Consider the following 23,251-nt stretch of genomic DNA (forward strand, 5'->3'; position numbering starts at 1 on the left):
ATCAATTCGTTGCTAGGAGCACCGTGTGAAGTTGGGGGTGGACATCACTTGGATGGTGGGCAACCATCGCGGCATGGGGCGGTTCGCGCGACAGCTGGTGGAGCCGGTTGGCACGTCGGTGCTCGGTCTGGGGCCAGACGGCGTGTGCACGGACGAGTGGCCGTGCGTCAGTGGGGGCCGCGGCTTTTTCCCGTGGTGGGAGCAGGTCGAGTTGCCACGTCTGTGCCGTGCGCAAAAGCTTGACTATCTGCTGTGTCCGTACAACACCGGGCCGTTGCGGTCCACCGGCAATACGCGGGTCATCGCGGTCGTCCATGACCTCATCTACATGAAGCCGTGGCACGTGCTACCGCCGACGCAATCGCTGTACCAGACTCTCGGGCGTGTCTATCGCCGCCATGTGGTGCCGCGACTCGTGCGTCGGGCCGACACCGTGCTGACCATCTCGAGGTATTCGCAACGCGAACTGGTGGACCGGTTCGGGCTGGAGGAAGCGGACGTCCCCGTCATTCCGTGCATGATTCCCGATGACTGGTTCGCACCGCCGTTGAGTCAAGCCGCGCGCCAGCCGGTTTTGTTCACCGTGGCGGGCGAGGTGCCGAGCAAGAACGTCGATCGTCTGCTGCAGGCCTTCGCGCAGGCGCGGTCCGCGTTGGGCAACGACGCGCGGCTCAGGATCGCGGGAATCAAGGCTGACCATCATGCGCATTTTCTCGGGCGGGCGGACGCACTCGGGTTGGCGGGCGTCGTCGAACTGCTTGGCTATGTGTCGCGGGAGGAACTGCGCGAGCAGTACCGGCAGGCCCGCGCGTTCATCTTTGCTTCGTTATTCGAAGGGTTCGGGATTCCATTGCTGGAGGCGATGGCGTCCGGTACGCCCGTCGCATGCAGCAACACGACATCGATGCCCGAGATCGTCGGCGAGTGCGGCCTGCAGTTCGATCCTTATTCGGTAGAAGACATGGCGGAACAGATCCGCAGGGTATGGGACGACAGCACGCGATTCGACGTGGCGGTCGGCGCCGGCATGGACCGCGCGCGTACCTTCTCGGAGTCCGCCGTTCGTCCGTCGATTCAGGATTTCTGGGCGCGTCTGTCATGAGCCGGGACAAGAAGAAGCTACTGGTGCTGACGCCCCGGTTTCCGTATCCGGTGATCGGCGGCGACAAGCTGCGGATCTATCACCTGTGCAGGGTGCTCTCGCGACATTACTCGCTGACGCTTCTGAGCTTGTGTGAAACACCGGAAGAGTTGCGTGCCGAATTGCCTGACGATGGCGTGTTCGACCAAGTCGAACGGATTTTTCTGTCCAAGGCGCGTTCGTATGTCAACACGTTATTTGCGTTGCCGACCCGCACGCCGCTCCAGGTGGCGTACTACCGGAGCGGCGCGTTCCAGGAGGCCGTGTCTCGGCTGCTGCCGTCGCACGATGGCGTATTGGTCCATCTGGTGCGCTGTGCCGAGTATGTGCGCTGGTCGGACAAGCCGCGCATCCTCGAAATGACCGACGCGATTTCGCTCAACTACAGTCGCGTCAAGCAGCTCAGGAACGCGAGGGGTCTGAAGTCGAGTGTATTCAGCATCGAAGCGAAGCGTCTGCTGGACTACGAGCGCACGATTGTCGACGACTTCAACCTGTCGGTGCTGGTGTCGAGGACCGATCGCGATTACCTGTTCCCCGGCGAGCCGGACAAGCGGGTAATGGTGTGTTCGAACGGCGTGGACCTGTCCGGACTGCCGTATTCGGCGCGGAGCATGGCGAGCCGCTTGCTGGTCTTCATCGGCGACATGCGGACCGTTCAAAACCAAGACATGTGCCACTTCTTCGCCGAAGCGGTGCTGCCGCTGTTGCGCAAGCGCGCGGACTATCGGTTCCGAATCGTCGGATCCATCGCACCCGCATTGGCGGAGCGATTCCGTGAGTACGATGGCGTCGAGGTGACCGGCCGCGTTGAATCGGTTGCCGAGGCGGCGGCCGACGGCGCGGTCGGTGTATGTCCGATGCGGATTGGCGCGGGGGTGCAGAACAAGATCCTCGAATACATGGCGCTCGGGCTGCCGGTCGTCACGACATCGCTCGGGCACGAAGGGCTCGGGGCGAAGAGCGGGCAGGACCTATTGATCGCGGACACGCCGGAGGCGTTCGTCGAGCGTATCGAGTGGCTGATGGCACACCCGTCCGAGGCGGTGGAAATGGCCGGTCATGCGCGGCAATTCGTCGAGCAGGAGCACGGTTGGAGCGAGATGATCAGGCCTTTGGTTAGCCGCATAGACAGCCTACTGCGCATTGACAAGGCGTGACGCTCGAGTGCCGGTAGGCCAGCGTGGCCATTGGTACCCGCACCGAACGATGGGGTTCTCGCGGCAGAGGACGGAATAGGAACTGAGAAATGGAGCGGGTATGATCTATGGATATTTGACGTTGATGCTGAGCAGTATTGCCAGTGCGGCCGCGAGTGTGCTTTTGAAGTTGGCTGCGGACTTGTCGCCTGATAGCGCGCGGCTTTTTCAGATTCTGGGTGGCATGGGATTGAAGGTAGTGGCGGTAGGGTGCTATGGCATTGGTTTTATTTTTTATTCCATGTCATTGAAATCGATTCAGTTGCAGGTTGCTTATCCAGTTATGGTTGGGATGACGATCTTGTTGTTGTTTGCTTATGGGTTTGTAATGTCGCAGCTGGTGTCGCCGATGTCAATTTTGGGTGCTGTATTTGTATGTGTTGGGATATTTATCATCTCGCTCAAATAAATAAAGACGGCCTGACAGTGAGGCTGCTAGTGATGTGTTCTTTCGGGGGGTGTTGATGCTTTCTCACAGAAAATTTTTCTGGGCGGCGTTGATTCTTGTCGTGTTTTTTGCGAGCTTGAGTGTTCGAGATGTGCGACCTAATATTTCTGGCGATGGGTTGGAATATACTCTTATGGCTCAAGCTTTTCTTGAGCATGGAACACCAAATATAACTCAAGATGACTATCGCGCAGTGCAGTCGTATGACGGAGATGTCGGGACCAATGTTCCAGAAGTCGCCGCGCGAAGCTCGTTGTCGACATCTCCCCCGTTTTTTCGTGATGCGGGCAGCCGATACTACTCTTATCATTTTTGGCTTTATTCTTTATTTGTTGTTCCATTTTTTTTTGGGGTTAAATTATTCGGCCTAGCAACGCCTTGGGCCTTTGTGGCGACTAATCTGGCTTTTGCTCTTGCCGCGTCCTGCGCGATCTGTGCTTGGCGCGGGGTTGGCAGAGAGCAACGGTTGTTTCTGCTGACATTGTATTGGAGTTGCGGAACGATACCTTACGTCAGTTGGACGCATCCTGAGGTGTTTTCAGCGTCGTTGCTTGTTGTGTCTATGATAGGCGCATTGAGTCGCCGGTACGTGATGGCGGCAATTGCGGCAGCAATTGCGGCACAGCAAAATCCTCCGGTCTTGTTTTTGGTAGCGATTTTGCTGGTTATTGATTTTTATTTTAACGCCAGGCGAACCAAATCCATCGTGCCATCTGTTCGGAAGATAGTGGAATGGTTGATATGTGTTGCTTTGTCATTTATTTCGGTTGCTTTCTATTTTTTGCGCTTTGGCGTCGGCAATCTTATTGCTAGCTCTGGCTTCACGAACACTGAATTGATTTCTGCCGGGCGACTATGGTCTTTCTATTTTGATCTGTGCCAGGGCTTGGTTGTGCTGCTTTGGCCGCTGCTAGTGATTATGCCTATGATGGCAATGTACGGAATTTTGGCGCGAAAATTAAGGGCTAGAAATTTCGTTCTTGCGATCAGTTTGATGCTTGCTTCTATAATGCTGGCGGCCCCGTCTATTTCAGCGACAAATTTTAACTCTGGGGCGTCATTCGTTCTTCGTTATGCGTACTGGTCCGGTATTCCGCTTTTGTTCTCCATGGCTATTTTGTGTGCCGATGGAGTTGGATCTCGAGTGCTGGCGTGTATCGGCGTGGCGACTCTTTCTGTTGTCAATTTTTCATATTACAAGGGGGATTGGTGGAGCTATCTATACTATACGCCGATTGCTGAGGAGGCCATGGCAAAGTTTCCGAGAATGTATAATCCAGTTCCGGAGATCTTCATAGAGCGGGGATTGCATATCGATGGGATAATGAATGACAAGGTCATTTATTACTATGCTGTGAACGGTGAGGTCCGCAAAGTCCTTCTGAACGGAAACTTCGGCGATGTATCGGATTTTAAATGTTCAAATGGTAAGGGCGGGGAGGAGTACGTCGGTTCTGTTTCTCGATCCGAGCAAGGGTGGATCTATTTTAATTTGAAGCCGGGATGCCCGACACTTCATGAAGACCGTGGGACCTATGAAGTACCCCTGGCGGTTGGCGTTGGCGATACGTTATCTTTCCGTAGGGTTGGAAGCGGTAGGCTCTATTTGGGTTCGGGGTGGTCAAAATCAGAATCATGGGGTACATGGTCCGACGCGAGTCAGGCGTCGATCATGCTGCCGCTGAAAAAGAATGATGTTAGCGAGCTTTCATTTTCCGCAAATGCACTCGTAACTGCCAAGCGCGCAGAGCAGGTGGTAGATGTTGTTGTGAATGGTGTGAATGCTGGGCCTGTTTCGCTGAACTCTTCCGATAACAACCAAATTGATATTCGTATACCGCAAGACGCCATGTCGGATATAGGGAGATCGGGCGTGCTGAAATTAGATTTCAAATTCCACGACCCCGTTAGTCCGAAAGATTTGGGCATCAACGGAGATGACCGTACGCTGGGCATGGGGTTGATATTACTGACGATTAAGTGATAACTGAGGGCGCTTGGCCCTGGAGAGCTATCTATGTAAGCGGCTCCCGGCTTCAGTCACGGTATGCGGAAGGTCAGCGAATGTGGTCGAACAGAGAGGGCGCCGTCTGCTTCGCGGCCTTGATTCTCGTCAGATGGCCACCCAGAAAACTAGCCCGCACAGCGCAATCACAATGAAGCTCACGTGATCGCGGACGGCGAAGATGATCGGATCATCGTGCATGTGACCTCGATGCGCGATGATCCATGTTCGGCTGATCCAGTAAAGTAAAAGGGGACAGGCGAACCAGATCAATTGCGGATGACTGTAGAGTTGGGCTGTCTTCGGGTCCTGAATGTACATCGCCAGCACGAGCACCGACAGATACCCCGACGCACCGCCGAGAGACGAAACCAGCTCGAGATCGGTTGCGACGTAGCCGCGCCCGCGCGATTGGGTGAGACCGCGCCTCTTCATTGAGAGTAGTTCAGCGTAGCGCTTGACTAGGGCAAGACTGAGAAAGATGAACATCGAGAAGGCAAGTAGCCAGAACGTCAAATGTGCACCGATCGCAGTTGTGCCTGCAACGATACGCACGGTGTACAGCATCGCGAGCACGACGACGTCAACCATCACCAGTCGCTTCAGTACTGCCGAATAGGCAAGGGTCAGTGCATAGTAGCCGAGCAGCACGATTGAGAAGCGCCAAGGTAGCGCGACGAGCGCTAGTGCGAACGCGCAGACGAGCAACACAGGAAAGGCCACAAGTCCCCATGTCAGCGGTAGGGCACCGGACGCTAGCGGGCGACGACATTTGGTCGGATGGTGCCGATCGTCTTCCAGGTCGAGCAGGTCGTTGAGCAGGTAAACGCTCGATGCACAGAGCCCGAAAGTCACGAAGGCCAGCACTGCATTGGCAACCAGATGTGGCGACCCCAGCATATGTCCAGCGAGTAGCGGCAGAAAGATCAGCAGATTTTTCAACCATTGATGCATGCGCAGCGACTTGGCCCACACCTTTAAGGCTGGGGGCCTGGATTCAAATACCCGTTCGACGTTGCCGGTTTTCTGCGCAGCGCGTTTGACGGCTGCCGTTGCATTGACGACATAGGCGCGCTTTGCTGCCTGCCAGACAGGAATATCGTCCCGGGAATTGCCCGCGTAATCGAAGCCGTCTTCACCGAATCGGGCAACGAGTTGGTCTCTTTTTTGGTGGGAGGACAGGTTAACCTGATCGTCGGTCGCAAAGACCTCATCAAATAACTGTAGATGATCGGCGATCGCATGTGCGTACTTTGCGTGGCTTGCGGTTGCAAGCACGATCGGACGCCCATTCGCGCGTTCTTCTCTGAGCCAGTCAACGATCTGCGAGTCATACGGAAGCACGCCGACATCGAGCTCTGTATGGGTTGCCAGTTTCGATTTCAACGCGACCTTTCCCCCTTTGGCCAACCACCACAGCGGGGTGGCGAAACGAAGCGGAAAGGACTTCAGGTAAGAGAATCCCGACTCGATAAGAACGTCGGAGCGAAGCAAGGTGCCGTCGAGGTCGACAACGAGTGGTCTGCTAATCATGTGTATTTGTTGCCGCCAGCGCTGCTTTGAGTACTTTGCGCCCGGCACGCATATCGGGCAAGCTTTCGTATTGCTAAACGGACGCCATCATGCAGGAAAACGTATGGCGCATCAACCCGCCGACCGGGGCTCATCAATTGGGGCCGCGTCATACGGGCAACGGGTTTTATTAAAACTGGCCTAACACGTTTGCGCGTGTCACGCAGACATCGAGAGAGGGAGGCAGATGCCCGGACGGTATACTGGAGCATGCTTGCCATTACCGGTATGAATACGCGGCGCACTGCAACTTGACGGTCCACCGCGATCATGCTTTTTTTGATCGCTTTGCCCGGGGGAACTTCGCTGATGCATGTCGTGGTAACGGGGGCAAATGGCTTTGTTGGCCGCGCCCTATGTCGTACGTTGATCGAGGACGGTCATCGGGTGACCGGTATCGTTCGGGGTGCCGGCACTGCGCCCTTCGGTGTTGACGAATGTGTATATACGGGTCACGAGTTCGCGGATATCTGCGAACATTGGCCGGCCGCGCCCGGTGCAGTCGATTGCATCGTGCATCTCGCCGCGCGCGTACACGTGATGAACGACTCGGCTTCGGATCCCGATGCCGAGTTTCGTGCGATGAACGTCGACGGCACCTTGCGTATCGCCGAAGCCGCGCACCGGTACGGGGTACGTCGCATCGTATATGTCAGTAGCATCAAGGCCATCGCGGAGAGCGATGGGGGCCTGTCGCTGCACGAAGATGCTCCAGCTCGCCCCGAGGATCCTTACGGACGTTCGAAGCATGACGCAGAGATGCTGCTTCGACAGTTCAGCGATTCGACCGGTCTGGAGACGGTGATCGTCCGTCCACCGCTTGTTTACGGTCCTGAGGTGCGTGCAAATTTCCTGAGGATGATTGACGCCGTGTCGCGCGGCATTCCGTTGCCGCTCGGCGCCGTTGCTGCACGGCGCAGCATTGTCTACATTGATAACCTTGCCGACGCGTTGCTGCATTGCGCAAGCGATCCTTGCGCGACGCTCGAATGCTTTCATGTTGCCGACGATGATCCGCCTTCGGTGAGCGAACTGCTACGAATGGTAGGCGATGCGCTTGGCAGGCCGGCCCGACTCTTCCCGGTGCCGCTCCCTGCACTTCGGCTAGTCGGTCGATTGACCGGCCGAAGTGCGGCGCTCGATCGTCTGACCGGTAGCCTTCAACTCGATACCAGCCGGATCAAGCGGGTGCTTGAGTGGCATCCACCCTATACGACCCGCCAGGGCCTCGAAGCGACTGCCGCATGGTATCGTTCGCGCGATACACGAAAATAAAAGCCACATGCTTCTCGCGAATCCCACTTGGCTCACCACGGCAGCGGTGGCTCTGGCCGCCGCATTCGCCTCGACGACGATTCTCCGCGTACTGCTCGCCACCGGGTTGGCCTGGCGTCTTGCCACCGATATTCCGAACGATCGTTCGCTCCATACGTTGCCGACACCGCGAGTTGGCGGATGGGGCATCGTGCCGGTCTGTGTCGTTGCGCTGCTCACGCTGGCGCCGCGACTGTGGCTGATCGCGATCGCCGCTGCCGGGCTGGCTGCGATGTCGCAGATCGACGACCGGCGCGGGCTGCCGGCCCGTGTGCGATTCTCGGCGCACCTCGTGGCAGTCGTCGCACTGATCGTCGTGTTTCCGGCCGATGCGCCCTGGTGGCTGCTCGCCGGCGTGGGTTTCGCAATGGTCTGGCTGACGAACTTGTACAACTTCATGGACGGTGCCGACGGCCTTGCGGGCGGCATGGCGCTGTTCGGCTTCGGCGGGTACGCGGCCGCGGCGCTCAGTGGGGCACAGGCGTCGCCCGATCTCGTCGTTTCCGGGGCGGCGATCGCCGGCGCGGCGCTGGGCTTTCTTCTGCTCAATTTCCACCCGGCGAGACTATTTCTCGGCGACGCCGGGTCGATTCCGCTCGGCTTCCTGGCCGGCGCGTTGGGCTACTGGGGCTGGCGTACCGATATCTGGCCAATCTGGTTTCCCGCGATGATGTTCGCGCCCTTTATTGTCGACGCATCTGTAACACTTTTGAGACGTCTGTTACGTGGTGAAAAGTTCTGGCAAGCACACCGCGAGCATTATTATCAAAAAATGGTCCGATCGGGGGTAGGTCACGGTCGGACCGCTCTTTATTGGTACCTCATCATGCTCGCAGGCATAATTCTGGCCGTGTGGGCAAAGGGCCGCCCCGAACTGCAGCAATGGCTGTCGTTCCTCGCGTGGTATGGCGTCCTGGCGTGGTTCGGATGGTTGATCGACAGGCGCTGGCACCGGTTTCAAGCGGCCGCCGAAAACAATTCTTGAGGTTTCCCGCCGATGTTGCGATCCAGAGCATCCTGGCTGTCACTGAGTGCTTTTCTGTTCGACCTGACGGCGGTTGTCGCCGCATGGTTGTTCGCTTATCTCGTTCGTTTCAATGGCAGCATTCCGCCTGATTTCCTGAATGGCGCGCTGATGGCGCTGACTTGGGTGCTGCCTGTCTACGCGTTGATGTTCCATGTATTCGGCTTGTATCGCGGGCTATGGGTATTTGCGAGCCTCCCCGACCTGATGCGCATCGCAAAGGCAGGGGCCGGCGGCGGCGTGATCGTGATGATCGGCGCCGTGATGTTCCAGCCGCAGCCGATCATCCCGCGCTCGGTGCTGCTCGTGTCGCCGTTGATGCTGTTCCTGGCGATGGGCGGCGCGCGCGCGCTGTATCGCGCGACGAAGGAGTACTACCTGTACGGCGGGCTCGTCGGCAAGGGCAAGCCGGTGCTGGTGCTCGGCGCCGGCACGGCCGGCGCGAGCCTTGCGCGCGAACTGTCGCGCTCCGGCGAATGGCGCCTCGTCGGCCTGCTCGACGACGATGTCACGAAGCAGGGCCGCGAAATCTACGGCTACAAGGTGCTCGGCTCGTTCAACGATCTCAAGCACTGGACCGATGCGATGAAGGTCGAATACGCGATCATCGCGATTCCGTCGGCGTCGGTCGAAACACAGCGTCGCGTTGCGACCCTGTGCGTGCGCGCCGGCGTGAAAGCGATGGTGCTGCCTTCGCTGACCGCACTGATGCCGGGGCAGGGCTTCCTGTCGCAGGTACGGAGCATCGATCTCGAGGATCTGCTCGGCCGCGATGCCGTGACGATCGATACGCCGCATGTCGAGGCGCTGCTGCGCGGCCGCGTCGTGATGGTGACGGGCGCGGGCGGCTCGATCGGCTCCGAGCTGTGCCGGCAGATTCTGCGCTTCGCGCCGGCGCAGCTCGTCGCGTTCGACCTGTCCGAATACGCGATGTATCGGCTGACCGAGGAGCTGCGCGAGCGCTTCCCCGATCTTCCTGTCGTGCCGATCATCGGCGATGCGAAGGATTCGCTGCTGCTCGACCAGGTGATGTCGCGCCACGCACCGCACATTGTGTTCCACGCGGCTGCCTACAAGCACGTGCCGCTGATGGAAGAGCACAACGCATGGCAGGCGCTGCGCAACAACGTGCTCGGCACCTATCGCGTGGCCCGCGCGGCGATTCGCCACGACGTGCGCCATTTCGTGCTGATCTCGACCGACAAGGCCGTCAATCCGACCAACGTGATGGGCGCGAGCAAGCGCCTCGCCGAAATGGCGTGCCAGGCATTGCAGCAGACGAGCGGGCGCACGCAGTTCGAGACGGTGCGGTTCGGCAACGTGCTCGGGAGCGCGGGCAGCGTGATCCCGAAGTTCCAGCAGCAGATCGCGAAGGGGGGGCCGGTGACGGTCACGCACCCGGAAATCACGCGTTTCTTCATGACGATTCCGGAAGCATCGCAGCTCGTGCTGCAGGCGTCGAGCATGGGGCGGGGCGGCGAGATCTTCATTCTCGACATGGGCGAGCCGGTGAAGATCGTCGATCTCGCGTGCGACCTGATCCGCCTGTACGGCTTCTCGGAAGAGCAGATCCGCATCGAGTTCACCGGGCTGCGGCCGGGCGAGAAGCTGTACGAGGAACTGCTGGCGGACGACGAGGCGACGACGCGTACGCCGCACCCGAAACTGCGGATCGCGCGCGCGCGCGAAGTACCGGACAATCTGCTCGATGAATTGCTGCCGTGGTTGATGCAGCACCGCGTGTTGTCCGACGACGAAGTGCGGCGCGATTTGCGGCGCTGGGTGCCGGAATACCAGACGGCCGTTGCCCCCGTGTTGCAGAGCGTGCCGTCGGTGCGCGTCGCATCGAACGGGTGATGCGATCAGGCTGTGAGCCGCACACGTTGTGACAAAAAAAGCGCCCGGCATGGGCGCTTTTTTGTCTGGAAATCGGCGTATCGCTCAGCGGCTCTGTCGGTGCTTGCGCACGACCATCCACCTCGGCGCCCTGAACCGCACGATGCTGAGATAAAGCCAGACATAAGTGAGCGCGAACAGCACGACGAACACGAACAGATGCACCGTATGCCGCCAGAACAGCGTCGCCGGAATCACCGCGACCAGGCACAGCAGCCACAGATAAGGTGAAGTCAGCGAATTGCGTCGCGTCAGATCGTGCGCATGCTTCGTCCCCACGGCCCACCGCATCAGCCGCTTGTACACGAGCATATGCAGGTGCACGCCGTCCGGAATCCCCGGCGACATCCCGCGAATGAACTTCTTCCGGTAGATCGAGAAGCAGGTCTCGAAGATCGGATACATGAACAGCAGCACCGGGTACCACGCGGACACTTCGCGATTGCGCATCACGAGCATGATCGCGAGCTCCGCGAGCATGAATCCGATGAAATACGCGCCGCCGTCGCCGAGGAAGATCAGCCCGGCCGGGAAATTCCACAGGAAGAAGCCGAGCACGGCGCCCATCATGATGATCGACGCGGACATCACGACCGGGTCGTTGACGTGGAACGCGACGTACGCGAGCGACGCGAACATCATGAAGCTGACCATCGAGGCGAGCCCGTTGAAGCCGTCGATGATGTTGATCGCATTCGCGAGCGCCGCGACCGCGAGCACCGTGATGAACGCCGAGATGGCGACATACCCGAGCAGGAAATCGAGCGGCGGCACGCTGATGCGCTTGACCGCGATGCCCATCAGCCAGAACGCCAGCGCGGCCGCGCCCATCGTGCAGAGCAGCCGCGCGCGCGGCGACACGCGCTTGGTCAGGTCCTCGACGAGGCCGGACAGGAACGCCGGCAACCCGCAGGCAGCGATCCCGAGAATGCTGCCGGCGATCGTCGGATAGCGCCGCGATACGAGCAGCGCCGCCACGACGACCCCGGCGAGGATCCCGATGCCCCCCACTCGCGGCACCGGCCGCACGTGGAATTTCTGCACGCCGGCCAGGTCGCTGTCGATCGAGAATTTCTCGTGAAGGTGCGCGTAGCGCACGATGAACAGCGTGACGAGCAAGGAGACGATGAAGCCGGACGCGAAGCTGAGCATGGGATCGCTCGAAAAATGGACAGCGGATTATACAAAACCGCGCGGGTTCCCCTCCTGCCATCGCCAGTGGTCGGCACACATTTCCTCGATGCCGAGCGTCGCACGCCAGCCGATGATGTCGGCGGCGGCCTGCGGGTTCGCATAGCACTCGGCGATATCGCCCGGGCGGCGCGCGACGAGTTCGTACGGCACCGGGCGGCCCGACGCCTTCTCGAACGCACGCACGACTTCCAGCACGCTGTAGCCCTGGCCCGTGCCGAGGTTCACGACGAAGCTCGCGTCGCGCTTGGCGAGCGCGTCGAGCGCGGCGATGTGCCCCTTCGCGAGATCGACGACGTGGATGTAGTCGCGCACGCCGGTGCCGTCCGGCGTCGGGTAGTCGGAGCCGAACACGCGCAGCTTCTCCAGCTTGCCGACCGCGACCTGCGCGACGTACGGCATCAGGTTGTTCGGAATGCCGGCCGGATCCTCGCCGATCAGCCCGCTCGCATGCGCGCCGACGGGATTGAAGTAGCGCAGCGTCGCGATGCGCCACGACGGGTCCGAGACTTCGAGATCGCGCAGGATCTGCTCGGCGATCAGCTTCGACTGGCCGTACGGGTTGGTTGCGGACAGCGGGAACGATTCGTCGATCGGCGAGCGCTCGGGCACGCCGTACACGGTCGCGGACGAACTGAACACGAACTGCCTGACGTTGCGCTCGCGCATGACCTTGAGCACGGCGAGCAGGCCGCCGATGTTGTTCTGGTAGTACTCGAGCGGCTTCGCGACCGATTCGCCGACGGCCTTGAGCGCCGCGAAGTGAATCGTGCCGGTGATCGGGTGCGCGTCGAACACCTTCGCGAGCGCGGCTTCGTCGCACACGTCGATCTGGTGGAACGCGGGCGTCTTGCCCGTGATCTGCTCGATCCGGCGCACGGACTCGGCCTTGCTGTTGACGAGGTTGTCGACGATCACGACGTCGTAGCCGTTGTCGAGCAGTTCGACGGCCGTGTGCGAGCCGATATAGCCGGCGCCGCCGGTGACGAGGATGGTGCCTTTAGCGGTCATTGCTGATGCGCTCCTTCAGAGTGTGAATCCTGTCAACGAATGGATGGTCTCCCTGTAACGTTCGACGACCTGCTGTTCGTCGAATTCCGCCGCGACCTTGTGCCGGCCGCGTGCGCCCATCGCCGCACGGCCTTGCGGCCCGAGCGCGATCATGCGATTCAGTTGCTCCGCGAGGCTCGCGCTGTCGCGCGCGCGGCACAGGAAGCCCGTTTCGCCGTCGGCGACGACGTCGCGGCAGCCCGGCACGTCGGTCGCGACGATCGGCCGCCCCATCGCCGATGCCTCCATCAGCGTGCGCGGCACGCCTTCGCGGTACGACGGCAGCACGACGCAATCGGCCGCCGCGATGTGCGGGCGCACGTCGTGCGCTTCGCCGAGATACTCGACGATGCCTTCGCCGACCCACGCGTCGATATCCGCGCGACCGATCGCGCTCGGATTGTCGACGCCGAGCGGCCCGAGCAGCTGGAAGCGCGCGTTCGGGACGTGCTCGCGCACGCGGCGCGCGGCCTCCACGTATTCGCGCACGCCCTTGTCCCACAGCAGCCGGCCGATCAGGATGAAGACGGGCGCGTCGCCGGCGGGCAGCGGCACGGGCGCGAACTGGTCGAGATCGACGCCTTCGCCGTGCAGCAGCCGCGCGCGCTCGGGATGCGCGAGCAGCCGTTCGTCGGCGAAGGTCGCGAGATCGTCGCGGTTCAGGAACCAGACTTCGCGCGGGAAGCGGAACGCGAACCGGTACAGGCGTTTCGCGACGCTCGCCGCGCGGCTCTTCTGGATGAATACGTAACCGAGCCCCGTCGTCACCGCGATCGACGGCACGCGCGCGAGCCACGCGGCCACCGAGCCGTAGATGTTCGGCTTGATCGTGTAATGGAACACGAGATCGGGCCGCAGCGCGCGGTAGTGGCGCACCAGCGCGGCGAGCGTGCCGAGATCCTCGCGCGGGCTCGTGCCTTTCGACGCGACCGCGAGCGCCACGTAGCGGCAGCCCATCTGTTCGAGCAGCGGCACCGTGCGGTCGTGCGGCGCGATCACGACGACCTCGGCGCCGCGCGCGACGAGCGCACGGATCAGCCCGTGGCGGTACGTGTAGATCGCCCAGGCCGTGTTGCAGACGAGCGCGATGCGCAGCGGGGAGGTGGCGGACATGAAAAAAAGAAAAAATAAAGCGTCGAAATTGCCGAACGGGCCGGATACGCGTCAGGCGGACGGCCGCGCGGCGAACAGCGTCTGCTTGATCCGCTGCAGCGTACGGTACGGCGTCACGAAATGCAGCAGGTTCTTGGCGAGGCCGGCCCAGTCGTACGGGTTCAGCACGTTGAAGTGGCGCAGCAGCAGCGTGAGCGTCGACACCAGCTGGCGCCGGCGTTTGGTCGCACTGATCCCGCCCTCGTTAAGCTCGTAATACAGGCCGAGTTCCGGCAGGTTCGCGCAATCGTAGCGTTGCATTAACCGTAAAAAAAGATCGAGATCCTCGGCTGCGCGGTACTTCGCGCGATAGTTGCCCACTTCGCGCACGGCGTCGATGCGCAACATGACCGACGGATGCACGAGCGGCGAGCGCAGGAAGCGGGTGCGGCGCAGCGTGCGCGGATCGGCGGGCGGCGTCAGCATGAAGCGCGGTTCGCCGGCGCGCGACACGACCTGCGTCCACATGCCGACGCAGGCCACGCGCGGGTGGGCGCCGAGATAGGCGCGCTCTTTCGCGAGGCGCTGCGGCGCGGCGAGATCGCCCGCGTCGATGCGGGCCGCGTAGCGGAAACCGCGCGCCGCGAGCACATCGATGCCGGCCGCCAGTGCGCGTTCGATGCCGCCGTTGCGCGGCATGCGCAGCACGTCGATCGACAGGCCCGGCAAGTCGGGCGCGACGATCGGCGGCGTGCTGCCGTCGTCGACGATCAGCACGTGCACGGGCGCATCCTCGCGAAACGACGCGAGAGTTCGGACGACGTCGTCGTGCCCGTTGTAGGCCGGCATCAGTACGGCCACGTCGTCGAGCGGGGGCGGGCAATCGGGGGACGTCATGTTCGCAGCTTGAAACGGATGTAATAAAAGTTGACGGCAGCGGCGGCCAGGTAGCCGGCCGCCAGCCCGACGAGCGCGCCGTACAGGCCGAGCCGCGGGATCGCGAACAGGTTGACGAGCGCGGCGATCGCCAGCGCGAGCAGCCATTTCGTCAGCAACACGAATTTTGCTTGATATTTGAGCACGATAAGATTGCCTATCGCCTCGATGCCGGCCGGCACGGACAGCCAGACGGCCCAGCGGAAGATGTCGACCGACGCCTCGTAGCCGCGGCCGAACACCTTGCCGACGATCAGCGGGGCGGCCGCGTCGAGCACGAGCGCGCCGGCCGTCATCAGGCCGGCCGTCATCGCGATCAGCCGGACGATGTTGCGGCGCAGCCGGGCGACGTCCTGCACGCGGTAGACGAAGGCGGGCGCGATCGTCTGCGCGAGCATCAGCGCGAGCGTGATCCAGTTCTCGTTGAGCTGCTGCGCGGCCGAATAGCGGCCGAGGTCGGCGAACGATACGTGGCGCTCGAGCATCAGGCGGTCGAGCTTCAGGAACAGGTACATGCAGATGAGGCCGAGCCAGAACACGGTGCCGGCCGTCGCAAAGTGCCGGAACAGCGGGGTATCGAACGTCCAGCCGAGCGTACCGCCGTTACGGTGACGGTAGTACAGCAGCAGCGCGAAGCCGATCGCGGCGGCTTCCAGTGCCCACAGCCACGCGAAGCGGGCGGGCCCGGCGGCCGCGCGCACCAGCAGCCAGACGAGCAGCGCCTTGGCGAGCGCGGTGACCATGCTGGTGACGAGCTGCGGCTTGCTGTAGGTCATGCTCTGCAGCCACGCGTTGATCACGCCGACGAACGGCTCGCGGAACACCATCGTGACCGCCAGGCCGGCGAGCATCGCGCCGACCAGCGGGTCGAAGGCGCCCGCGGCGATCGCGATCCAGGTCGCGACGAGCGCGGCCGCCGACACGGCGATGCGCAGCACGAACGCGCTGCCGAGCACCGCACCGAGCTGGGCGGGCGGGCGCTGGACGATGGTCGGGACGAGGATTTCCGCGCCGCACACCCAGGTGAGCGGCGCCAGTACCAGGAGAAGCGTATTCGCATACTGCCATTTGCCGAACACATCTGGCCCGAAATAACGGGCCAGCAGGCCGCTGATCGCGATCGCGACGCCGATCTGCGTGAGCCGTTCGAGCCCGAGCCAGACGAGGTTCGCGACGGCCTTCGCGACGTCCGGGTTGCCGAAGCGCTTCAGCATGCGCGGCAGCGGCGGTGCGCGCGGCGGGCGGCCGGAAACGGCGGGTGGGCGGCGGCGGGACGGCTAGGCATTAAAATGGGCGACATGCGCGTCATCAAAACCCGCGATTATAAGTGGGATCGCGGCTGCTCCAGCCGTTGCTCGCCGTGTCGTGCCGGCAGGCACGTATCATGTGCGGGACCCGCGAATGGCGGCCGCGCAAGCCAGACAATTTTCCATGCACGCAACCGAGAGAAGAGAATCGATGATTTCCCAATCCATCTTCAAGGCATATGACATTCGTGGCGTGGTCGGCAAGACGCTCGACGTCGACACCGCGCGCGGCATCGGCCGGGCATTCGGCAGCGAAGTGCGTGCGCAGGGCGGCGATGCGGTCGTCGTCGCGCGCGACGGCCGCCTGTCCGGGCCGGAGCTGGTCGGCGCGCTGGCCGACGGCCTGCGTGCGGCCGGGGTCGACGTCGTGGACGTCGGCATGGTGCCGACGCCGGTCGGTTATTTCGCGGCGAACGTGCCGCTGGCGCTGAAGGGCGGCGAGCGCCGCGTCGATTCGTGCATCGTCGTCACGGGCAGCCACAACCCGCCCGACTACAACGGCTTCAAGATGGTGCTGCGTGGCGCCGCGATTTACGGCGAGCAGATCCAGGCGCTGTACCGCCGCATCGTCGACGAGCGGTTCGAGACGGGCAGCGGCACGTATGAAGCGATCGACGTCGCGGACCAATACATCGCACGCATCGTCGGCGACGTGAAGCTCGCGCGGCCGCTGAAGCTCGTGGTCGACGCCGGCAACGGCGTCGCGGGCCCGCTCGCGACGCGCCTCTTCAAGGCGCTCGGCTGCGAGCTCGTCGAGCGCTTCACCGACATCGACGGCACGTTCCCGAACCACCACCCCGATCCCGCCCACCCGGAGAACCTGCAGGACGTGATCCAGGCGCTGAAGGACACCGATGCGGAGCTCGGCTTCGCGTTCGACGGCGATGGCGACCGCCTGGGCGTCGTCACGAAGGACGGCCAGATCATCTATCCGGACCGCCAACTGATGCTGTTCGCGGAAGAAGTGCTGTCGCGCAACCCGGGCGCCCAGATCATCTACGACGTGAAGTGCACGCGCCACCTCGCGCAGTGGGTGAAATCGAAGGGCGGCGAGCCGCTGATGTGGAAGACGGGCCACTCGCTCGTGAAGGCGAAGCTGCGCGAGACCGGTGCGCCGCTCGCCGGCGAAATGAGCGGCCACGTGTTCTTCAAGGATCGCTGGTACGGCTTCGACGACGGCCTGTACACCGGCGCGCGCCTGCTCGAGATCCTCGCGAAGACGGCCGATCCGAGCGCGCTGCTCAACAGCCTGCCGGACGCGATGAGCACGCCCGAACTGCAGCTCTGGCTCGACGAGGGCGAGAATTTCCGCCTGATCGACAAGCTGCAGAAAGAGGCGAAGTTCGACGGCGCCGAAGAAGTCGTGACGATCGACGGCCTGCGCGTCGAGTATCCGGACGGCTTCGGTCTCGCGCGTTCGTCGAACACGACGCCGGTCGTCGTGATGCGTTTCGAGGCGGAGACGCAGGAAGGGCTCAAGCGCATCCAGGAAGACTTCCGCCGCGTGCTGACGGCCGCGAAGCCGGACGTCAAGCTGCCGTTCTGAGCGCCGGCGGCCGGCGGGCCGCCCGTACGACGGCCGTTCGTCGGCCGTGCATATCCCGAAAAGCGGTGCGCGCCCCGGGCGCGCGGCCGCTTTTTGTCTATCCGGCCCTTCGGCCGGGATAAAATCCCTCCTTTATGTCCGTCGCCGGCTGCCAGCCGGCGTTTTTTCAGCGTGCAAAAGATCCTGATCGTGCGCGTGTCGTCGCTGGGCGACGTCGTGCACAACATGCCGGTGATCGCCGATATCCGGCGCCGTCACCCCGATGCGCAGATCGACTGGCTCGTCGAGGAAAGTTTCGTCGACCTCGTGCGGCTCGTCGACGGCGTGCGCAACGTGCTGCCGTTCTCGCTGCGCCGCTGGCGCAAGAAGCCGTTCTCGGGCGCGACGTGGCGCGAGATCCGCGCATTCCGTCGGCGCCTCGCGGCCGAGCAGTACGATCTCGTGATCGACTGCCAGGGCCTCATCAAGACGGCGTGGGTCGCGAGCTGGGCGCGCGGCCCGCTCGTCGGGCTCGGCAACCGCACCGACGGCGCCGGCTACGAATGGCCGGTGCGTTTCTTCTACCGCAAGCGCGTGCCGATCGCGCCGCGCACGCACGTCGTCGAGCGCTCGCGCCAGCTCGTCGCGGCCGCGCTGGACGACCTGGCGCCGACCCCGGCCGATCCGGTCGAATTCGGCCTCGACACGCGCGCGGCGGCGCTCGCGGTGGCCGCGCTCGGCCTGAACCTGCCGGTGCCGTACGTCGTGTTCGTCCATGCGACGTCGCGCGCCGACAAGCAGTGGCCGGACGCCGCATGGATCGAGCTCGGCCAGGCGCTCGTGCGGCGCGGTGTGTCGCTCGTGCTGCCGTGGGGCAACGACGCGGAGCGGGCGACCAGCGAGCGGCTCGCGAAGGAGTTCGGCGCGGCGGCGATCGTCCCGCCGAAGCTGTCGCTGCCGGCCGTGGTCGGGCTGATCGACGGTGCGGCCGCGACGGTCGGGGTTGATACAGGTCTGGTTCACATCGCGGCCGCGCTGAAGCGTCCGACGATCGAACTGTACAATTTCGCGACGGCCTGGCGGACCGGCGGCTACTGGTCGCCGAACGTCGTCAATCTCGGCACGGCGGGGCAGCCCCCGTCGATCGCGCAGGTGAAGTCGGCGCTCGCGGGCTTCGGTCTCCTGTAACGCTGTCCACACGCGAACCGATCATGAGCGAATCCCAGATCATCGAAGTCTCGTCCGCCGACTGGAGCGGACACAACCTGTCGGCGCCGCGCGAGCAGTTGCTGGCCGCGGTCGAGGAAGGCAAGGTGCTGTATTTCCCGCACCTGCGCTTCGCGATCGAAGGCGGCGAGGAAGCGCTGCTCGATCCGGCGCTCGCCGATCCGAAACGCAAGAACATCAGCCTCGCGCCGAACGGCGGCGCGCTCGCCGGCGTGCTCGGCGACAGCGTCACGCAATCGGCCGTGCGCGCGCTCGTCGCGCGCTTCCAGCAGCAGGCCGGCACGCTCGTCGACGGCCTCTTTCCCGAATACCGCGGCAAGTTGCGCGTCGCGCCGACGAGCTTGCGGCTGATGCAGGTCGAGACGCGCCAGACGTCGTGGCGCAAGGACGACAGCCGGCTGCACGTCGATGCGTTCCCGTCGCGGCCGAACTACGGCGAGCGCATCCTGCGCGTGTTCACGAACGTGAATCCGGCCGGCGTGCCGCGCGTGTGGCGTGTCGGCGAGCCGTTCGAGGACGTCGCGAAGCGTTTCCTGCCGAAGATCCGGCCGCAGTTCCCGGGCTCGGCGTGGCTGCTGAACCTGCTGCACGTGACGAAATCGCCGCGCAGCGCGTACGACCACCTGATGCTGAACCTGCACGACGGGATGAAGGCCGATCTCGACTACCAGAAGACTTGCCCGCAGCAAACGATGCCGTTTCCGCCGGGCAGCGTGTGGATATGTTTCTCGGATCAGACTTCGCACGCTGTGATGTCCGGCCAGTTCATGCTCGAGCAGACCTTCTTCCTGCCGGTCGATGCGATGGTCCGCCGCGAATGCGCGCCGCTCGGCATTCTCGAACGCCTGACGGGCAGGGCGCTGGTTTGAGCGCGCACCTGTTTCGACGCCACACCCGGGCGGCCGCATGCTGAGGGCGATCTATCGCACGCTGTGGTGGCTCGTCGCGCCGGCCGCGGTCATCCGGCTCTATGTGCGCTCGCGCAAGGAGCGCGGCTATCGCGAGCATATCGGCGAGCGCTTCGGACACGTCGCGGGCCGCTCGCGCGACGACCGCACGCCGCTGATCTGGGTGCATGCGGTGTCGGTCGGCGAGACGCGCGCGGCGCAGCCGTTGATCGATGCGCTGCTGCGCGCGCGTCCCGATGCACGCATCCTGCTCACGCACATGACGCCGAGCGGCCGCGCGACCGGCGAACAGATCTTCGGCGATCGCGTGCTGCGCTGCTACCTGCCGTACGACATGCCGGGCGCGGTGCGGCGCTTCCTGCACGCATGGCGGCCGACGCTCGGCCTCGTGATGGAAACCGAGGTGTGGCCGACGCTGATCGACGAGTGCCGCCGCGCGGACGTGCCGCTCGTGCTGACCAATGCGCGGATGTCCGCGCGTTCGTTCCGGCGCGCGGCGAAGTTCGGCGCGGCGACGCGCGACGTGTTCGGCGGCTTCTCGCGCGTGCTCGCGCAGAGTCCGGCCGATGCCGAGCGGCTGACGTCGCTCGGCGCACGCAACGTGACCGTGCTCGGCAACCTGAAGTTCGACATGACGACGCCGCCGGAACTCGCGGCGCGCGGCCATGCATGGCGCGATGCGATCGGTGCGCGGCCGGTGTGGGTCGCCGCCAGCACGCGCGAGAACGAAGAAGCGCTGGTGCTGCAGGCGTTCGCGGAAATGCGCACGCCCGGCGCGCTGCTGGTGCTCGTGCCGCGTCATCCGCAGCGCTTCGCCGAAGTCGAGGCGCTCGTCGCGCGCAGCGGGCTCAAGTGCGTGCGGCGCTCCGTCTGGGCCGCCGATGCGGCCGCGCTCGCGGCGGGCCGTCCGGCCGCCGAACCGCTGCCGGGCGACGTGACGGTGCTGCTCGGCGATTCGATGGGCGAGCTCGGCGCGTACTACGCGGCGGCCGACATCGCGTTCATCGGCGGCAGCCTGCTGCCGCTCGGCGGGCAGAACCTGATCGAGGCATGCGCGGTCGGCGTGCCGGTGCTGATCGGGCTGCACGTGTTCAACTTCACGCAGGCGACCGCCGATGCGGTCGCGGCAGGCGCCGCGATGCAGGTCGAGGATCCGCTCGATCTCGCGCACGTGCTCGACGCGCTGTTCGCCGACAAGGCGCGGCGCATCGCGATGGGCGCGGCCGGCGCGGCCTTCGCGTCGCGTCACCGCGGCGCGACCGCGCGCACGGTCGACGTGCTCGCCGCACTGCTGCCGCCCGCCGAAACCGGCGTGCGCGCGTTGCCGGACGCCGTCGACGACGACGCATGACGGGACGGGCGGCGCGCTGCCGCCCGGACACGCGCGGCGGCGTCGCCGCTCGCCGCCGCGCGGCTCACACCGTCAGCAAGCCCTTCTTCTCGATGAACGCGATCACGTCCGCGACGCCGTCGAGCGCCTTCAGGTTCGTCATCACGTAAGGCCGCTCGCCGCGCATCTTCTTCGTGTCGGACGCCATCACGTCGAGGCTCGCGCCGACGAGCGGCGCGAGGTCGGTCTTGTTGATCACGAGCAGGTCGGACTTCGTGATGCCGGGGCCGCCCTTGCGCGGAATCTTCTCGCCGCCGGCGACGTCGATCACGTAGATCGTCAGGTCCGACAGCTCGGGGCTGAAGGTTGCCGCGAGATTGTCGCCGCCCGACTCGATGAACACGATGTCCGCATCGGGAAAGCGCGCGAGCATCCGGTCGACGGCTTCGAGATTGATCGACGCATCTTCACGGATCGCCGTGTGCGGGCAGCCGCCCGTCTCGACACCCATGATGCGTTCCTCGGGCAGCGCGCCCGCGACCGTCAGCAGCCGCTGGTCTTCCTTCGTGTAGATGTCGTTCGTGATCGCGACGAGGTCGTAGCGCTCGCGCATCGCCTTGCACAGCATTTCGAGCAGCGTGGTCTTGCCGGAGCCGACGGGGCCGCCGATGCCGACGCGTAGCGGCGGCAGTTTCTTCGTGCGGCGAGCGGAGGAGGAAGCAGGTGCGTTCATGGTCGGGCGATGAGGTTCAGGAGCGGAACAACCGCGAATACTGGGTTTCGTGCCGCGCGGACAGGATGCCGAGTTGCGGTGCGAACGTGTTGACGGCGTCGGGCGGCGTCGCGAGCGCGCGGCGCACGGCCGCGTCGATCGCGCCGCGCAGCGCGACGATGATGCGCTGGCCGGCGAGCTGGCCGAGCGGCACCGCTTTCAGCGCGGCCGACGTCTGGTTCTCGACCCAGCCGAACGCGTACGCGGCGAGCGTTGCATCGGCGCCGGCATCGTGCGCGGCGGCCGCGTAGGCGAATGCGGTCGGCAGCGCGATCGGCGTGAACGATGCGAGCGTCGCGCGGCGCGCGGCATCGCCCCATTCGAGCGACGCGCACAGTTGCGCGAGCGACCAGCCCATCTGTTCGGTCTCGCGGCGCAGTTCGGCCGACTCGCGGCTTGCGACGAACCATGCGTTCTCGCGGGCCAGCGCGTCCGCGTCATGTGCGTGCCAGCGCGCGAGCTGGTGCGCGAGGAACGGCAACTCGCCGTGCGCGAGCACGTCGGTCAGGCCGCTCGCGATCCAGTCGCGCGCGGTGTCGGCGTCGCGGATCAGGTTCGCGTCGAGCGCGGCTTCGAAGCCCTGCGAGTAGCTGAACGCGCCGATCGGCAATGCGGGCGACGCGAGATGCAGCAGCGCGACGAGCTCAGTGGTGGTCATGACCGTGGTGGCCGTGCGCGCAGCCCGGACCATGCTGATGATCGTGATCGTGATCGTGATCGTGATCGTGATCGTGATCGTGATCGTGATCGTGCGAGTGCGAGTGCGAGTGCGAGTGCGAGTGCGAATGGCCGTGGTGTTCGCCGAACACCTGCTGTGCGAGCGCGTAATCCTCGGCGAATGTCGCGTCGTGCCCGTGCTTGTGGCCGCCGCCGTACGCGCCGGCTTCCGGTTGGAACGGTGCGCTCGTTTCGTCGACCTGCGTGCCGAGCCGGCGCAGCATGTCCGCGAGCACCGGATCGGCTTCGAGCTTCAGATAACCGTCGCCGATCTCGACCGGCGTGTGGCGATTGCCAAGGTGATACGCGGCGCGCATCAGCGTGAGCGGATCGGCGGCGCGCACGAGCAGCAAGGTCTCGGCGGCAGCCGCGACGCGCACGAGCGCGCCGTCGTCGGCGACGAGCACGTCGCCGTCGCGCAGCACGGTGCCGCGCGGCAGCAGGACCGCGACGTCCTCGCCGGTGTCGAGCGTCGCCGCGAGGCGGCTCTTGCAGCGGGCGTCATAGGCGAGCGTGAGCGTCGGCGCGCGCGCGACGAGCGACGCGGCGAGTTTCACGTTCGGGGCAATGCGTTTGTCGAGGGTGCGCATGGAACGA

Annotated in this window: 20 protein-coding genes; 11 read left to right on the forward strand and 9 right to left on the reverse strand. The window is 63.9% G+C overall.

Features of this window, described 5'->3' with window-relative positions; all coding sequences use genetic code 11:
- The first annotated feature begins 25 nt into the window (after positions 1 to 25).
- The 4 genes from WS61_RS07215 to WS61_RS34755 all read left to right on the forward strand — a co-directional run bounded on the left by WS61_RS07215 (position 26) and on the right by WS61_RS34755 (position 4,772).
- Entirely contained in the window at positions 26 to 1,102 is a 1,077-nt protein-coding gene (locus WS61_RS07215) for a glycosyltransferase family 1 protein (protein WP_059499841.1), read from the forward strand.
- The gene (locus WS61_RS07220) at positions 1,099 to 2,301 is read left to right on the forward strand and encodes a glycosyltransferase (protein ID WP_059499842.1); all 1,203 of its coding nucleotides are present in this window, start codon (positions 1,099 to 1,101) and stop codon (positions 2,299 to 2,301) included. Before WS61_RS07215 ends, WS61_RS07220 begins: the two co-directional genes overlap by 4 nt.
- Before the next feature lie 100 nt (positions 2,302 to 2,401).
- Positions 2,402 to 2,749 (forward strand): hypothetical protein, encoded by a 348-nt coding sequence (locus WS61_RS07225; protein ID WP_059499843.1) that lies wholly within the window; start codon positions 2,402 to 2,404, stop codon positions 2,747 to 2,749.
- A gap of 55 nt (positions 2,750 to 2,804) precedes the next feature.
- Positions 2,805 to 4,772 (forward strand): hypothetical protein, encoded by a 1,968-nt coding sequence (locus WS61_RS34755; protein WP_157692695.1) that lies wholly within the window; start codon positions 2,805 to 2,807, stop codon positions 4,770 to 4,772.
- 129 nt (positions 4,773 to 4,901) lie between these two features.
- On the opposite strand, the gene WS61_RS07230 is transcribed toward WS61_RS34755, so the two are convergent.
- A complete protein-coding gene (locus tag WS61_RS07230; protein ID WP_059499844.1) occupies positions 4,902 to 6,326 on the reverse strand; it encodes a UbiA family prenyltransferase in 1,425 nt (474 codons plus the stop codon).
- A 345-nt stretch (positions 6,327 to 6,671) separates the two neighbouring features.
- Between WS61_RS07230 and WS61_RS32810 the strand changes: the two genes are divergently transcribed.
- The 3 genes from WS61_RS32810 to WS61_RS07245 are packed head-to-tail and all read left to right on the forward strand — an operon-like array spanning position 6,672 to position 10,560.
- The gene (locus tag WS61_RS32810) at positions 6,672 to 7,640 is read left to right on the forward strand and encodes an SDR family oxidoreductase (protein WP_095211634.1); all 969 of its coding nucleotides are present in this window, start codon (positions 6,672 to 6,674) and stop codon (positions 7,638 to 7,640) included.
- Positions 7,641 to 7,647: 7 nt separating this feature from the next.
- A complete protein-coding gene (locus WS61_RS07240) occupies positions 7,648 to 8,664 on the forward strand; it encodes a glycosyltransferase family 4 protein (RefSeq protein WP_059499846.1) in 1,017 nt (338 codons plus the stop codon).
- A gap of 12 nt (positions 8,665 to 8,676) precedes the next feature.
- Positions 8,677 to 10,560 (forward strand): nucleoside-diphosphate sugar epimerase/dehydratase, encoded by a 1,884-nt coding sequence (locus WS61_RS07245; protein ID WP_059499847.1) that lies wholly within the window; start codon positions 8,677 to 8,679, stop codon positions 10,558 to 10,560.
- A gap of 84 nt (positions 10,561 to 10,644) precedes the next feature.
- On the opposite strand, the gene WS61_RS07250 is transcribed toward WS61_RS07245, so the two are convergent.
- From WS61_RS07250 to WS61_RS07270, 5 genes are read right to left on the reverse strand one after another with little or no spacing between them, the layout of a single operon-like run.
- Entirely contained in the window at positions 10,645 to 11,751 is a 1,107-nt protein-coding gene (locus WS61_RS07250; RefSeq protein ID WP_059499848.1) for a glycosyltransferase, read from the reverse strand.
- Between the two features lie 27 nt (positions 11,752 to 11,778).
- Entirely contained in the window at positions 11,779 to 12,801 is a 1,023-nt protein-coding gene (gene galE, locus WS61_RS07255; protein ID WP_059499849.1) for a UDP-glucose 4-epimerase GalE, read from the reverse strand.
- Between the two features lie 15 nt (positions 12,802 to 12,816).
- Positions 12,817 to 13,953, reverse strand: a complete 1,137-nt coding sequence (locus WS61_RS07260; protein WP_059499850.1) for a glycosyltransferase family 4 protein — start codon at positions 13,951 to 13,953, stop codon at positions 12,817 to 12,819.
- A gap of 51 nt (positions 13,954 to 14,004) precedes the next feature.
- Positions 14,005 to 14,829 carry a glycosyltransferase gene (locus WS61_RS07265; protein WP_059499851.1) on the reverse strand — a complete coding sequence of 275 codons (825 nt, stop codon included), beginning with the start codon at positions 14,827 to 14,829 and terminating at the stop codon, positions 14,005 to 14,007.
- Complete coding sequence (locus WS61_RS07270) at positions 14,826 to 16,082, reverse strand: lipopolysaccharide biosynthesis protein (protein ID WP_059499852.1); 1,257 nt, start codon at positions 16,080 to 16,082, stop codon at positions 14,826 to 14,828. Before WS61_RS07270 ends, WS61_RS07265 begins: the two co-directional genes overlap by 4 nt.
- Positions 16,083 to 16,326: 244 nt before the next feature.
- On the opposite strand from WS61_RS07270, the gene WS61_RS07275 reads away from it, so the two are divergent.
- The 4 genes from WS61_RS07275 (at position 16,327) to waaA (ending at position 21,186) form a co-directional block, all read left to right on the forward strand.
- Complete coding sequence (locus WS61_RS07275; RefSeq protein WP_059499854.1) at positions 16,327 to 17,721, forward strand: phosphomannomutase/phosphoglucomutase; 1,395 nt, start codon at positions 16,327 to 16,329, stop codon at positions 17,719 to 17,721.
- Positions 17,722 to 17,892: 171 nt separating this feature from the next.
- A complete protein-coding gene (waaC, locus tag WS61_RS07280; protein WP_059499856.1) occupies positions 17,893 to 18,888 on the forward strand; it encodes a lipopolysaccharide heptosyltransferase I in 996 nt (331 codons plus the stop codon).
- Positions 18,889 to 18,911: 23 nt separating this feature from the next.
- Entirely contained in the window at positions 18,912 to 19,796 is an 885-nt protein-coding gene (locus WS61_RS07285; protein ID WP_059499857.1) for a Kdo hydroxylase family protein, read from the forward strand.
- 37 nt (positions 19,797 to 19,833) lie between these two features.
- Positions 19,834 to 21,186 carry a lipid IV(A) 3-deoxy-D-manno-octulosonic acid transferase gene (gene waaA / locus WS61_RS07290; protein ID WP_059499860.1) on the forward strand — a complete coding sequence of 451 codons (1,353 nt, stop codon included), beginning with the start codon at positions 19,834 to 19,836 and terminating at the stop codon, positions 21,184 to 21,186.
- Between the two features lie 64 nt (positions 21,187 to 21,250).
- Here waaA and ureG read toward each other — a convergent pair whose 3' ends face one another.
- Genes ureG through ureE form a run of 3 tightly spaced genes read right to left on the reverse strand, consistent with a single transcriptional unit; the run spans position 21,251 to position 23,244 of the window.
- Positions 21,251 to 21,898, reverse strand: coding sequence for an urease accessory protein UreG (gene ureG, locus WS61_RS07295; RefSeq protein WP_059499862.1), 648 nt, complete (start codon positions 21,896 to 21,898; stop codon positions 21,251 to 21,253).
- Positions 21,899 to 21,914: 16 nt separating this feature from the next.
- Positions 21,915 to 22,595 carry an urease accessory protein UreF gene (locus WS61_RS07300; RefSeq protein ID WP_059499863.1) on the reverse strand — a complete coding sequence of 227 codons (681 nt, stop codon included), beginning with the start codon at positions 22,593 to 22,595 and terminating at the stop codon, positions 21,915 to 21,917.
- Positions 22,582 to 23,244, reverse strand: coding sequence for an urease accessory protein UreE (gene ureE, locus WS61_RS07305; RefSeq protein ID WP_059499864.1), 663 nt, complete (start codon positions 23,242 to 23,244; stop codon positions 22,582 to 22,584). The genes WS61_RS07300 and ureE overlap by 14 nt, the downstream gene beginning before the upstream one ends.
- Positions 23,245 to 23,251: the final 7 nt, after the last annotated feature.

The organism is Burkholderia sp. ABCPW 11 (genome assembly GCF_001523445.1).
Lineage (GTDB): Bacteria > Pseudomonadota > Gammaproteobacteria > Burkholderiales > Burkholderiaceae > Burkholderia.

Excerpts from the sequence above, each read along its gene's own strand:
- WS61_RS07270 (WP_059499852.1), bottom strand. The coding sequence starts at position 16,082 with ATGCTGAAGCGCTTCGGCAACCCGGACGTCGCGAAGGCCGTCGCGAAC.
- WS61_RS07260 (WP_059499850.1), bottom strand. The coding sequence starts at position 13,953 with ATGTCCGCCACCTCCCCGCTGCGCATCGCGCTCGTCTGCAACACGGCC.
- WS61_RS07230 (WP_059499844.1), bottom strand. The coding sequence starts at position 6,326 with ATGATTAGCAGACCACTCGTTGTCGACCTCGACGGCACCTTGCTTCGC.
- WS61_RS07285 (WP_059499857.1), top strand. The coding sequence starts at position 18,912 with ATGAGCGAATCCCAGATCATCGAAGTCTCGTCCGCCGACTGGAGCGGA.
- WS61_RS07300 (WP_059499863.1), bottom strand. The coding sequence starts at position 22,595 with ATGACCACCACTGAGCTCGTCGCGCTGCTGCATCTCGCGTCGCCCGCA.
- WS61_RS07240 (WP_059499846.1), top strand. The coding sequence starts at position 7,648 with ATGCTTCTCGCGAATCCCACTTGGCTCACCACGGCAGCGGTGGCTCTG.
- WS61_RS07245 (WP_059499847.1), top strand. The coding sequence starts at position 8,677 with ATGTTGCGATCCAGAGCATCCTGGCTGTCACTGAGTGCTTTTCTGTTC.
- WS61_RS07250 (WP_059499848.1), bottom strand. The coding sequence starts at position 11,751 with ATGCTCAGCTTCGCGTCCGGCTTCATCGTCTCCTTGCTCGTCACGCTG.
- waaA (WP_059499860.1), top strand. The coding sequence starts at position 19,834 with ATGCTGAGGGCGATCTATCGCACGCTGTGGTGGCTCGTCGCGCCGGCC.
- WS61_RS07265 (WP_059499851.1), bottom strand. The coding sequence starts at position 14,829 with ATGACGTCCCCCGATTGCCCGCCCCCGCTCGACGACGTGGCCGTACTG.
- WS61_RS07220 (WP_059499842.1), top strand. The coding sequence starts at position 1,099 with ATGAGCCGGGACAAGAAGAAGCTACTGGTGCTGACGCCCCGGTTTCCG.
- WS61_RS07225 (WP_059499843.1), top strand. The coding sequence starts at position 2,402 with ATGATCTATGGATATTTGACGTTGATGCTGAGCAGTATTGCCAGTGCG.
- galE (WP_059499849.1), bottom strand. The coding sequence starts at position 12,801 with ATGACCGCTAAAGGCACCATCCTCGTCACCGGCGGCGCCGGCTATATC.
- ureE (WP_059499864.1), bottom strand. The coding sequence starts at position 23,244 with ATGCGCACCCTCGACAAACGCATTGCCCCGAACGTGAAACTCGCCGCG.
- WS61_RS34755 (WP_157692695.1), top strand. The coding sequence starts at position 2,805 with ATGCTTTCTCACAGAAAATTTTTCTGGGCGGCGTTGATTCTTGTCGTG.
- WS61_RS07275 (WP_059499854.1), top strand. The coding sequence starts at position 16,327 with ATGATTTCCCAATCCATCTTCAAGGCATATGACATTCGTGGCGTGGTC.
- ureG (WP_059499862.1), bottom strand. The coding sequence starts at position 21,898 with ATGAACGCACCTGCTTCCTCCTCCGCTCGCCGCACGAAGAAACTGCCG.